The organism is Agarivorans sp. QJM3NY_33 (assembly GCF_050870865.2).
Lineage (GTDB): Bacteria > Pseudomonadota > Gammaproteobacteria > Enterobacterales > Celerinatantimonadaceae > Agarivorans.
This window is the reverse complement of the sequence record NZ_CP194039.2, coordinates 3,099,956-3,112,328: the sequence shown is the minus strand read 5'-3', so window position 1 is coordinate 3,112,328 and position 12,373 is coordinate 3,099,956. Positions and strand designations below refer to the sequence as shown.

At 46.2% G+C, this 12,373-nt stretch carries 11 protein-coding genes and 1 pseudogene; 7 read left to right on the top strand and 5 right to left on the bottom strand.

The genetic code is table 11. From position 1 onward, the window contains the following. Positions 1–3 precede the first annotated feature (3 nt). A complete protein-coding gene (locus tag ACRRSY_RS13945) occupies positions 4–1,266 on the bottom strand; it encodes an MFS transporter (RefSeq protein WP_432463475.1) in 1,263 nt (420 codons plus the stop codon). A gap of 94 nt (positions 1,267–1,360) precedes the next feature. On the opposite strand from ACRRSY_RS13945, the gene ACRRSY_RS13940 reads away from it, so the two are divergent. The 4 genes from ACRRSY_RS13940 to ACRRSY_RS13925 all read left to right on the top strand — a co-directional run bounded on the left by ACRRSY_RS13940 (position 1,361) and on the right by ACRRSY_RS13925 (position 7,668). Then, a complete protein-coding gene (locus tag ACRRSY_RS13940; protein ID WP_432463474.1) occupies positions 1,361–3,121 on the top strand; it encodes an IucA/IucC family protein in 1,761 nt (586 codons plus the stop codon). A gap of 183 nt (positions 3,122–3,304) precedes the next feature. Continuing rightward, positions 3,305–4,735 carry a Wzz/FepE/Etk N-terminal domain-containing protein gene (locus tag ACRRSY_RS13935; RefSeq protein ID WP_432459630.1) on the top strand — a complete coding sequence of 477 codons (1,431 nt, stop codon included), beginning with the start codon at positions 3,305–3,307 and terminating at the stop codon, positions 4,733–4,735. Positions 4,736–4,764: 29 nt separating this feature from the next. Continuing rightward, entirely contained in the window at positions 4,765–5,847 is a 1,083-nt protein-coding gene (locus ACRRSY_RS13930) for a glycosyltransferase (RefSeq protein WP_432463473.1), read from the top strand. Positions 5,848–5,856: 9 nt separating this feature from the next. Beyond that, entirely contained in the window at positions 5,857–7,668 is a 1,812-nt protein-coding gene (locus tag ACRRSY_RS13925) for a sugar transferase (protein WP_432463472.1), read from the top strand. Between the two features lie 558 nt (positions 7,669–8,226). Here the strand turns inward: ACRRSY_RS13925 and ACRRSY_RS13920 are convergent. Further along, a complete protein-coding gene (locus tag ACRRSY_RS13920) occupies positions 8,227–8,475 on the bottom strand; it encodes a DUF3297 family protein (protein ID WP_432452620.1) in 249 nt (82 codons plus the stop codon). Positions 8,476–9,109: 634 nt separating this feature from the next. After that, positions 9,110–9,394, bottom strand: coding sequence for a hypothetical protein (locus tag ACRRSY_RS13915; protein WP_432463471.1), 285 nt, complete (start codon positions 9,392–9,394; stop codon positions 9,110–9,112). Between the two features lie 148 nt (positions 9,395–9,542). Here ACRRSY_RS13915 and ACRRSY_RS13910 point away from each other — a divergent pair, with 148 nt between their 5' ends. From ACRRSY_RS13910 to ACRRSY_RS13900, 3 genes are all read left to right on the top strand, one after another. Next, positions 9,543–9,842, top strand: a complete 300-nt coding sequence (locus ACRRSY_RS13910; RefSeq protein WP_432463470.1) for a phage integrase N-terminal SAM-like domain-containing protein — start codon at positions 9,543–9,545, stop codon at positions 9,840–9,842. An 87-nt stretch (positions 9,843–9,929) separates the two neighbouring features. Continuing rightward, on the top strand, positions 9,930–10,220 hold the full coding sequence (locus ACRRSY_RS13905) for a hypothetical protein (RefSeq protein ID WP_432463469.1): 291 nt from the start codon (positions 9,930–9,932) through the stop codon (positions 10,218–10,220). Continuing rightward, the gene (locus ACRRSY_RS13900; RefSeq protein WP_432463468.1) at positions 10,198–10,701 is read left to right on the top strand and encodes a hypothetical protein; all 504 of its coding nucleotides are present in this window, start codon (positions 10,198–10,200) and stop codon (positions 10,699–10,701) included. Before ACRRSY_RS13905 ends, ACRRSY_RS13900 begins: the two co-directional genes overlap by 23 nt. Positions 10,702–10,838: 137 nt before the next feature. Here the strand turns inward: ACRRSY_RS13900 and ACRRSY_RS13895 are convergent. Both ACRRSY_RS13895 and ACRRSY_RS13890 read right to left on the bottom strand, forming a co-directional pair. Next, positions 10,839–11,183: pseudogene (locus tag ACRRSY_RS13895) on the bottom strand (transposase); the annotation flags it as partial. A gap of 42 nt (positions 11,184–11,225) precedes the next feature. Next, positions 11,226–12,310 (bottom strand): IS3 family transposase gene (locus tag ACRRSY_RS13890; RefSeq protein WP_432462919.1). Its coding sequence is split into 2 segments (ribosomal slippage): positions 11,226–12,061 and positions 12,061–12,310, totalling 1,086 coding nucleotides; the frame shifts between segments, so codons are not numbered across the junction. Between the last annotated feature and the right edge of the window lie 63 nt (positions 12,311–12,373).

Sequence of the window (12,373 nt, the reverse complement as noted above, 5' to 3'; positions counted from 1 at the left end):
TCATTAAATAACTTGGGTGGCAGGGCGCAGGTATTGCTGGAGGCACAATACACAGGCCACCAGCCCAAGCGCGAATACCCAAATGGGCGTTAATAAGGGAATGCTGAAATACAAACAGCTGCTCGATACGGCGCTACCGACTAAGTAACCACTGCTATGAGCCCGCGACAAAGAGCCACTGCGTCGACTCCGTTCGCTCAAACTCGATGATTGGGACAGTGCTAACTGGCTGTACCAAACCGGGAAACCAGAAACTGCAAGGGTCAGGCTGGTTAGCCCTGCGAGTAATATCAGCCATGGTTGTTGTGCCCCGCTTGAGCTGAGGCCAACCGAGAGGCTAAGTAGCAGGCACCCAAGTGCTAAACACAGCAGTAAAATGGGGGCCAGTGGGCGTTGTTGTTTTGACCACCAAGGGATTAAAAGTAACTGAGAGATCAGTAAGGTGATGCTGATGTATAACAAGATGGAGGCGTATAAACTTGAGGCCTGTTCCCCTTGATAGCCTAAGTCGAGCAATAGTGGCAACAGGTAGAATTGTAGTGTGCTCACCAAGGCAGTCATCAATAGCGCACTGAGCAAAATTAGTTTCAGCTGATTGGGGCGGCGTCTGGTTTTGGCTTGTTCACGAGGGGACTTGCCTGAGTATGTCTGGAGGGGGAAATCTTTGGCAAAATCGACCTGATTTTCAGCCTTTTCGCACAGTTGCTTGATTAGTAAGGGTAGCACTAAAATCAGGGGGATTAGCAGTAAGTACTGCATGCTAAAAGGCAGTAATACTAAGCTTGGGCCGAGTAAGCGACCGAGAGTAATTGCGCCACTGGTTTTAGCGAGTTGGCCTAAGCCATTTTGTTTTGTAATCGCCAAATGGGTTTGCGCCAATATAATAAAAGCGCTGCTAAATAGCCCTAGCGCTAAGCGTGCCAGTGCCATTACCGGTAGCGAAGGCGTTGTTGGTATAAGCAAGGCGAAGTAAAACAACAGATTTGCAAGGATAAAGCCACTGATGGTGATGCGTGAACAGAAGCGGATCCCCAGTTTTGGCAGCCACTTGCCCCAAAGACCGCTTCCCAACCAAAAGCTAATTAAATTAACATTCACGACCGCCGCAATCAGTCCTAGACCCTGTTCCGATCCCTGCAAACCCTTTAATGCTGCAATGTTTGGCAACAAGGCAAGTAGCAGAGTTTGGTTTAATCCCAAAGCGATGAGTAAACAGCGATACAGCATTAACTTGTTAATCTTAATGATAATGGTTTGTATTATCATTGTTGATTTTAAGGTAGTTTGTCAATATATTGATGATGTTTTTAACAAATAAATTTCATTGTGTATTTCAAAAAAAAGCGAGTAGGGAACCACCATGACACAACACCGTGCTTGGCAATTAGCGAGTCAACAACTAGTCGCTAAGATATTGAGTGAGTTACATTTTGAGGAACGTTTAGCGTTTGAACCTCGGTCGCCAGCTGTGTGCGAAGGTCATGCTGTGGCGAGCAAGCTGACGAATTGGCGTCTGGTGACTGCCTCGCGCCACTGGGATTTTCAGGCGAGCCAAAGCATTTGGGGCATGTTTATCATTACGCCTGATAGTATTCAATGCAGCGACGGTTTAGCGCCGAGTGCAAGTCAGTTGTTGATTGATATTCAGTCGCAAATTCAAATTAACGATATTAATCTCGCAGGCCTATTAGAAGAAATTCAACAAACGCTATACAGCGATATGTTGCGCATTACTCAACTGCGAAACTTAGCCAGTGATGCGCTGGTGACTATGGATGAAACCTCTCGGCAACGTTATTTAGACGCGCACCCTAAGGCGATTGCCAATAAGGGTCGCTTGGGTTGGGGGGCTGCGGAGTTAGCGCTGTATTCGCCGGAATCAGGTCGGGCATTTCAACTCCATTATTTGGCGCTGAACAAGCAACATTGTGAGGTGGGTTTTGCCGAAGGTTTGAGTCCACAGCGCTTGCTTGAAGAGGTGCTGGGGAGTGAAGCGTATCTGGCGTTGATCAATAAATTGCCCGCGAAGAATCGCGATCAGTTCTTGATTATGGCGGTTCATCCCTGGCAAATGTCGCGCTTTTTAGTTGGGCAATTTGCCGAATGGTTTGCCAATGGCGACGCGATTGATTTGGGTCCTGTTACTGGTGATTGGCTGGCGCAGCAATCAATCCGTACCTTGAGCGCCGTTGACCCAAGGGTCCGTTATGACGTGAAAACGGCATTAACGATTTTAAATACCTCCTGTTACCGCGGTATTCCTGGCAAATTTATCGTGCAGGGGCCCAAGCTGTCGGCATGGTTGGCCCAGTTAACCATTCAAGATCCCTTGTTTGCTCAGCTGGGACTGAGGGTACAGCAAGAAGTTGCGGGGGTATTTTGCCCGCAGCCTTATCAGCAACAAGTCGCAGGAGGGAGTTATCGTTATCAAGAAATGCTCGGTTGTATTTGGCGTGAACGTGCCGAGAGTGTATTAAGTGAGCAGCAGCGTCCGATGTCAATGGCCACGTTGATGCAAACCGATAGTCAAGGCAAGGCGGCGATTGTTACCTTGATCGAACTCTCGGGCTTGAGCGCCGAAGCCTGGCTCAGAAAGCTGTTTAAGCATGTGGTGGTGCCGTTATATCATTTGATGTGTCGCTATGGAGTGGCCTTGGTGGCGCACGGTCAAAATATTACCTTGGCCTTGCAAGGCCATCAACCCGTTGGCTGCTTGATTAAAGATTTTCATGGCGACTTACGTCTGATAGACCAAGATTTCCCAGAACTTAATCGCTTGCCGCAGGCGATCCGCCAGAACTTGACCCGCTTGCCCGCCCATTACTTGATCCACGACTTATTAACGGGCCATTTTGTCACGGTATTGCGTTTTGTGTCACCCAAGTTAATTAGCCTTGGGATTGATGAAACACAGTTTTATCGCTATTTAGCCGATGAAATCCGCAGCTATCAAGCGGCACACCCGCAGTTGCAGGAACGGTTTGAGATGTTTGATTTATTGAAACCCGAGATCGAGAAACTATGTGTGAATCGAGTGCGCTTTAAGATTGGCTACGGCGATAGTGAGCAACGACCATTGCCAGAAATTGGTCAGCCGATCACTAATCCGCTGTGTGTTTAATTTAATTTCTCAGACCGATAGCGGATTTAAAGCCATCGGTCTGGGCGTTTATTTTACGGCTTCGCAATCTGCAAACTCGCCTAATTAAAAATCATTTCTTGTCTTTAATTCATTGTTTTATTTAAGTAATTATTAATGGCATGATTTTGGCTATAACTCTCTTGAATTCAGACGGAGAGTGGCATGGGCGAATTATTACCAAGACTATATTTGATTGTGGATGCCTTATGGCGTCGACGTTATCTTATCGTCATGCCGATCCTGTTGATGCCCATTTGTGGTGTCTTAGTCTCGTTGTTCTCCGCGAAGCAGTATGCTTCACATACCAGTATGTTGGTGCAAGAAACCGCTAGTTTAAATCCTTTTCTGGAAGATTTAGCGGTGTCGGCAAATCTAGAGGGCCGGATGGAAGCCCTGACGACCTTATTACATAGTCGGCATGTGTTAACTGAAGTGGCCATTGAACAAGGCTTGATGGTCGAGAGTGACAGTCCACAGCAAAAGCAGCAGGTGATTAACCGTTTATCGGCGGCGCTCACAGTGCGTCAAGTGGGCAAGGACTTAATTCGGATTGATTATCGCTCAGCGCATCCGCAGGGGATGCGTGAATTACTGGAAACCGTCTCTTCACATTTTATTGAGCAGTTACTCGCGCCAGAGCGTTCTTCGATTAAAGAATCAGAACGTTTTCTGCGGGAGCATTTAATGTCCAGTAGTTTTGCTTTAGAAGAGGCCGAAGAAGCCTTAGCGGATTACCGCACCCTGCATGCCGATGGTTTACCCGAGCAACATGCGGCTAATACCCAGCGTTTGTCGCAGATCCGTCAACGTTTGATTGAGCGAGAAGCAGAACTTGCTGGTGCAAAACAAAGTTTAGGTAGTATTGATCAGCAACTCTCTCGCACCAACCCGGTCCTGACTCGACTCGAAGAGCAGATCGTGATGAATCGTGCCGAGCTGGCCACCCTCATGTCGCGTTATACCCAAGGTCACTCCAAGGTACAAGCGCTGCAACGGGTATTGCGCCATCTCGAACAGGAGCGTGAACAAGTCTTATCCTTACCTCAGTCCTCGATTTCGAACACGGATAGCTCGGCCTTATTACAGCAACAAATTTCCCTGACCGAATCCAATGGGGAGATGTTGATCGTGCAAGTTGAAGCCTTAATGATCGCTCGCCAGCGAGTCGATGCCCTCGCCGAAGAAGTCTCACAATTACGCAGTTTAGCTCGCTCGCTGCAGCAGCAAATTGGCTCGGTGGGTGAGCAAGAGAAACAACTGCGGATCCTTAATCGTAATCTTAAAGTTAAACGTAGCCTGTATGAAAACATGCTGACACGTTACGAGATGGCTCAAGTGACGGGCGCTTTAGGGGTATTTGAACAATCCGACCGGATTAAAATTATCGATCGTGCTTTTACTCCCAGTGGGCCTTCTACGCTGCCAATGTGGTTGTTTGTGCTTGCCGGGCTGGTGGCTGGGATCGTGACGGGGTTCAGTTTAGCGCTATTGGCTGAACTGGCCGACCCCAGTTTACGCACCATTAAAGACATCGAAGATATCGCCGGAGTGACGGTGCTTAGCCGTATTCCACCACTGTCTCACTCGAATTAACAGCCTATTGTGCTTAAGAGGAACAACTTATGAGTATTTGGATCCAAGTGGTACAGCACCTACAGCCGGGTGGCATCGAAACCATGGCGCTCGATTTACAACGGATGGAAGAGGCGCACGAGCAAGGGGTGATTATTTCCTTGGAAGGCACCAAGCAGCAGGCCTTGCAAGACTGGCCGCGGCTGCGCCCCTATGCCAATCGCCTGATGTTTTTAAATAAGCAGCCGGGATTTCGCCTTAGCACCCTATGGAAGCTGGTGAAGCTGTTTCGTCGTTGGGCTGTCCCCGTGGTGCATACTCACCACATCGGGCCATTAATTTACGGCGGTATCGCAGCGCGTTTAGCCGGGGTTAAAGTGGTGATTCATACAGAACATGACGCCTGGCATCTGCGCCAGCGGCGGCGTCGTATGCTGCAATCCTTCGCGCTGAAATGGGTTCGGCCGATGATCGTCGCCGATGCCAATTTGGTGGCGAGTGAGCTGAAGTCGGCATTGGGTTTTAACGATGAACAAGTGCAAGTGATTAAAAACGGCGTCGATACTCACAGCTTCGCGGTGGGAGACAAACACTTAGCTCGCCAGCTACTAGGTTTGCCAATACAGGCTCGATTGATTGGTTGTGCGGGTCGTTTAGAGCCAGAAAAAGGTCAGGCGGTATTGATTGAAGCCCTCAATAGTTTGCCCCAAGACGTACATTTGGTGTTTGCCGGCGATGGTAGCCAACGCCAGGCGCTACAACGTTTGGTGATGGCTTTGAAATTACAAGCGCGAGTGCATTTTCTTGGCGCCATCGAATCAATGCCGCAGTTTTATCAAGCGCTCGATTTGTTTTGTTTACCTTCTTATTTTGAAGGTTTGTCGTTGGTGATCCTCGAAGCGCAAGCCTGCGGCATTCCGGCAGTGGTGACCAATGTTGGGGCTTCAACCGAAGCCCTGTGTCCACGTACTGGCACTTTGGTGGAGCCCGGTTCAGCCTTTGCGATGGCGCAAGCCTTGGAGCAGCAATTGGCACTGAAAGCGACAGGCAATCCGCGCCAGTTCGTTAAACAGGCGGGCGATTTACGAACCACCGCCCGCAATTATGCAGCTTTACGTCATCGTTACTTATAGGAGCTTACTATGACCATTCTCACTTACTTGACTCTGATATCGATGTTCTTGGTCGTTTATCACCATGCGCTTTATCCCTTGTTGCTCAAGTTACTGAGTCAGTTGGCTGGTAAGGCAGAACCACAGGAGCCAGTGGCGGTGGTTCGAAAATATCATCGCTCGCTTAACGATGAGCAATTGCCAAGCATTGAGTTGCTGATCCCTGCCTACAACGAGCAAGACTATGTCGCGGCAAAACTGATTAATTTGGCCACTCTGGATTATCCCGATGAGCGCTTAAGCATTAAAGTGGTGTGTGATGGCTGCAGCGATGCAACAGCGACGGTGGCTAGAGAAACCATCGCACAATTAGCATTTTGTAATTTTAGTTTCGAGGTTTGTGAGCAGCCGCAAAATAGCGGTAAGGTGGCGGTGCTCAATCAACACATCGCCCAAAGTGGTGCCGACATCGTGGCGCTGTCGGATGTCTCGGCGTTAATTTCGGTGGATGCGCTGCTGATTGCTGCCAGTCACTTTGCTCAGGATGATGTGGGAGTGGTGTGTGGTTATTATCACCTGTTAAGCCCCGGCTCAGTGGGCGAACAAGCGTACTGGAATTATCAGCGGCAGGTGAAACGTTGCGAAGCCGACATGGGGGCACCGCTGGGGGCTCACGGCGCTTTTTATCTGATTAAGCAGCGTTTATTTCGAGCGATGCCAGAAGATACTATAAATGATGATTTTGTGATCCCCATGGATATTGTGGCGCAGGGCTACCGAGCGGTATACGAGCCAAATATTCGCGCTTTAGAGTTAGAACACGCGGCCGACAGCCAGGATCGCAGCCGTAGAAAACGAATTGGCGCAGGCAATTTGCAACAGTTGATCCGGCTACGCCACATGTTGTTACCACGTTTCAAAGGGGTGGCTTTTACCTTTTTTTCAGGTAAGGCATTGCGGGTGACCATTCCATTTTTGATGTTAAGCAGCTTGCTTGGCTCACTGCTGCTCGCCTCACATTCTCTGGTTTTTATGGCTTTATTGGCCTTACAGCTCAGTGCTTATTTGTTGGCTGCGCTGCCGAGGATGTTACCCATGTTAAAGTTTCCAGGGCCGATTGGCAGCTTGAATTACCTCGTTGAAGGACACTTTTCCAGCATGTTGGGTTGTATTGACTATGGCTACAAGAAGATTAAGAAACACTACTTTACTCACTTACTAAATCCTTGGGTGGTGGTCTTGAAACGCGGCTTCGATATGTTTGCGGCTAGTTTATTGTTGCTATTGGTGAGTCCCTTATTTCCTTTGATTGCCTTGGCCATCAAACTTGATAGCAAGGGGCCGGTGTTTTATCAACAAACGCGAGTGGGTTTAATCGCCGAGGATCGGGCCGTACTATTCTCGATTATTAAATTTCGCAGTATGCGCGCCGATGCCGAACAAGCCAGTGGCGCGGTATGGGCTACTAAACAAGATAGCCGGATCACGCGGGTAGGGCGCTGGCTGCGCAAGACTCGGCTCGATGAGTTGCCGCAGTTATGGAATGTGATCCGAGGGGATATGTCATTGGTGGGGCCTCGGCCGGAACGTCCGGCCTTTTATCAAACCCTGGAGCAGGCCATTCCGTTTTATAGCGAACGAACCGTGGGTCTCAAGCCAGGTATTACTGGTTTGGCTCAGGTGAATCTGCAATACGATTCCAGTATCGAAGATGTAAAGCAAAAACTTGCTTATGATCACCGTTACGCGCTTTCTTTAAGCCAGTGCAGTAGTTGGTTATATCAGGATTTGAGTGTATTACTTAAAACTTTATGGGTGGTCGTTGCGGGGAAGGGCCAGTAAGGCCTTGTGGATCGTAGCATGATGCGCTTTCTTTATTCCAGAGCTTGCAGCAGTTGGTTATATCAAGGCTTGAGTGTATTACTTAAAATCTTATGAGTGCTCGTTGCGGGGAGGGGCCAGTAAGACCTTGTGGATCGCAGCATGATGCGCTTTCTTTATTCCAGAGCTTGCAGCAGTTGGTTATATCAAGACTTGAGTGTATTACTTAAAACTCTATGGGTGGTCGTTGCGGGGAAGGGCCAGTAAGGCCTTGCGGATCGCAGCATGATGCGCTTTCTTTATTCCAGAGTTTGCAGCAGTTGGTTATATCAAGACTTGAGTGTATTAGTGAAAACCTTATGGGTGGTCGTTGCGGGGAAGGGCCAGTAAGGCAATTTTATTGCAGAACGCTCTGTGGGTGTAAGTCTGGATATTACTGGCTTGGCTTTGGTGGATCTGCAATATGATTCCAGCATCGAAGATGTGAAGCAGAGCAAAGGGCTCGACAAGCTATGCAACTGAAAAGCTAAGTTATTTCAAGCTTGAACTATTGATAGCAAGTCGTGGTTTATAAAAGGCTTAAATATAGAAGGCTTCAACCGTTCCTTTGAGCGTGATGAGGATAGGTTGGCCGCGACGATCTAAGGCTTTAGGTGATGGTATTTTTACCCAGCCTTCACTAATGCAATATTCTTCAACATTATTGCGCTCTTTACCGTTCAATCGAATACCGATGTCGTGTTCGAAACACTCTGCTACATGATGTGGGCTGCGAGGGTTGCCTGCAAGGCGATCGGGTAAGGCTGGCTTTGAGTTTGTGTCGCTCATGTTTATGACCTGAAATAAATAAAAGTGGCCTATTGTAGACAATGCGAGACTGACGCTCAAGATTTTAGACAAATCGTTAAAGTAACGATTTGTCTAAAATTTGAAACGAGCTAAAGGCGAACAAATAACGAATAGTCGATCATGGTTCTGGTGTCTTTACTCGCTAGAAGCACCTATCGATGTTGACTTGATTTGCGGATCAGCTTGGTTCCTGTTGGAGGACAATAAAATTTGATCGTTTCAGGTACATTACGCGAGTCAAAGGTAGGAGTATGACAATAAAGGTTGATCATATTCAAACATGTTTCTGTCCCGTTCTGTGTAAAAGCTTAGCTAAGCAAAAAGAAAGCTCGCCCTGCATCTTCTTAAACCCTGCGTTGCTCATTCTCAAGGGCGTTGAAGTAAACACTACGCTCAAACAGACTTCAACTTTGCTCCCTTGTTCATTTGCGCTACTCGGCGAAGATGATGGGATTTAAAAGTGTAATCTTGGCTATCGAGAGTGTGAAAGGTTTTTGTTTTTAGAATGGGTGTCTAGTTTATTATCTAGTTTATTCTTTCGCGCACTAGATAAAATAAGGCCTAGTAGCACCATCTCTACTTTTTCAAAGAAATAATGGAGGCGGCTTGAGAATTAAGAATGTCGCAGTTCGGAGTTGAATTCGGGTATTTTGAATGGATCATTAGACATATTCCCTTGTATCTTAGCTAGAAGCAAAAGATCCTTGTTGCTTGTGCGTTTAACCTCATAGCCACAATGACTATTCGAATTTTCATTCCACTCATACAGAAAACCAGCATCATCTATTGCGATATATTCATTGTTAGATATATCGATGTATTCAATAGAGTTCTCTAAGCTTTCAGCACTTTCATGAGCTTCAGCCCACCCAGCTGTATCTACGGTATAAATTTTCATTAAATATAACGCCTCAATAACCGGCGCTGCAGGCGCGTAGTTGATTAACTTGTTGAACGAAGCCGCTCTGCGGCAGAGTGCATAACACCTGATATCTCATACTCAATGTTACACGGTCAATCGGTCGTGATGAACCGGAGTATGCAGCATGAACCCTACCCAACAACATCGTTATCATGTTTTATATAAACAACACCTTACCAATTTAACCTTACAAGGGAAACGACCAGCTACTATTGATGCGTACTCGCGTGCGGTACGTCGGATTTCTGCCCACTTTGACCGCTGCCCAGATACCTTAAGTACCGCTGATTTAAAGGCCTATTTTGCCCAACTCATTCGCTCCCATTCGTGGAGCACCGTGAAGCTAGACCGCTATCAAGTCTTCTTCTTGGTCTTGTATTCCATGGGGCTGCGTTTGAGTAGTTGGGGTGGGTGTCTTGTTTGACTTATTGAGCTTGCTTCAAAAGGAAATGACTTACTAACTATTTATAACGCGGTTAATAAAGTTAGAGATGCTTTGTCTGTAGGAAAGATGCAAAATGAACTGTTAGATATGCTCCCTAATATGACAGCGGAACAGATAGAGTTGTTACTACCAAGCTTGAAAGGAATGCCAGAGCCAATGATTCAAAAAGTGGCAGTTTTACAATTGAACAATTATTACGCAATTTGGCACCAAACAGGGGTTTCAATAATGTCTGCCGGAACCGATATTACTACAATGGTTTTAACTAACATGATACCGGTGGAGGGCGCTGTAGCTAGGGCACTCTTTGCATTAGAAATAGGAAATATGACATATGAATTATCAACGAGTGATTAAAACTACTTTATTTTGTATTGTTGTTGTTTTTATTTTTATAGTTAAAGCACATTCAGGGGATACAGAGTTAAATTTTATATCAATAGCGCCTTTGACGATGAATAATGAAAGCCATTTAGTTTTAAAGCAGAATGCATATAGTACCGAATATAACCAGGTTTGGTACTCTGTTTGGGATACTCGTGACAGTTCAATAGACGATGTTAAAGAGTACTCTGTATCTTTAATCAAATATTTAGATAAAGATTATGCAGTTGATGAATTTGAAAAACTTGTTGAGGTTGAAAATTTCAAGATTGCTGCAAGCTTAAATGAAGATGTTGAATTTTGTGGATATAGGCTTCAGAAATTAAAAGGTATGAAGGAAGACACAATATTCATTTATTTAGGTATGAATGGGAGTTACTTTATGATGATGGGTAAGAAAAAACTTGTTTTTAAAGCATTTGATATCAATAACTATTGTGACATTAATACTTAACCTGAACTCGGGATAAAAAGAAGGGAACTAAAAGCTGGTTCTGCGATCAGATCTTTCGACCAAGAGAGAACCATCGCAAAGGAACCAGCTATGCATAAATTAGGACCCTGTAAATAATTCTGTGTAACTGCTTTGGGTTACAAGTAATCAGTAAGTCGGTCTTCAAACATAATCATAAAGCGATTGAGAGCCTGTCGCCAGTTTTTTATTGGCATCGACCAGCGTTTCGATGCATCCATAATTGCAAGATAGACAACTTTCCTCGCTGATTCATCCGTGGGGAATAGCTTACGCTTCTTTGTCGCTTTGCGTATCACACTGTTCAAGGACTCTATCGCATTCGTCGTGTAAATGGCTTTACGAATGTCCTGAGGGTAGCTGAACAATGTATTTAAATTATCCCAATGCGCTGTCCAAGAGCGGCTTATCTGTGGGTATTTATCATCCCACTGGTCACCAAATTGTTCGAGGGCCAGAAGCGCTTCGGTAATCCTCCCATTATTAACCGCATTTATTCGTAGAATTCATGCTGCCGTTTTTAGTGGTGGGAACCCTCCATTTGCAAGGTGTGGTCGTTGATGATTGTAGAACCATAACCATTGGGTCGCCCGATCTTGAACCTCTTCAAGTGTGTCAAACAAATACTTACTCACTAAGCCAAACCTCATAGTACGGTTGAACCTTTCTATATACGCGTTTTGTTGTGGGTTCCCTGGCTGAATATAATCGATTCGAATGTCGTGGTTGTTGGCCCATTTAATAAACGCATGGCTAATGAACTCAGGACCATTGTCGCAGCGGATCGCAACAGGTTTGGTTCGTTGTTCGATGAGCTGCTCTAAGATCCGAGTGACTCGTACTGTGGGCATTGAAAAATCAGGTTCTGACGCCAGACCTTCACGTTTGTAATCATCTATCACATTGAATAAACGGTACTTCCGGCCATCAGATAGCTGATCATGCATAAAGTCCACGGACCAAACTTGGTTTGTTTTAATCGGCTCTTTAAGAGGCTCTGGCGTATGGCGATTCAGGCGTCGTTTTGGCCTAATACGTAAGTTTAGAGCCAATTCGCAGTAGATCCGATAAACCCGCTTATGGTTCCATGTATACCCTTTAACGTTCCGCAAATGGTGAAAACACAGGCCAAAGCCCCAGTCAGAGCAGTCTTCACTGTTGCACAGCGTTACTAACTCTTGAGCTATCAACTCATTCTCAGGTTGAAGCTTCGATTTATAGCGATAGCAGGTCTCGCTGATCCCAAACCAATAGCATGCACTTTTAATGCTGATGTGATAGTTCGCCACCGAACGCTGAGCCATCAATCGACGCTCACAGGGCTTCACCACTTTTTTGCCATCGCCTCTGAGATCACCTCTGCTTTAAGGCGTTCTTCCGCATACATCTTTTTAAGCCGTCGATTTTCATCTTCGAGTTCTTTCATCCGCGCCATAAGGGATGCGTCCATACCACCGTATTTCGAACGCCACTTGTAAAAGGTTGCGTTGCTCATTCCATGCTCACGACAGAGCTCAGGAACAGGTGTACCAGCCTCAGCCTGCTTGAGAATAGATAAGATCTGACTGTCCGTGTAACGTGACTTTTTCATGTTGAATCTCCTGTATTTACTATACGAGAAAATTCTACTTTTGCATGCGATTAATTTTCGGGG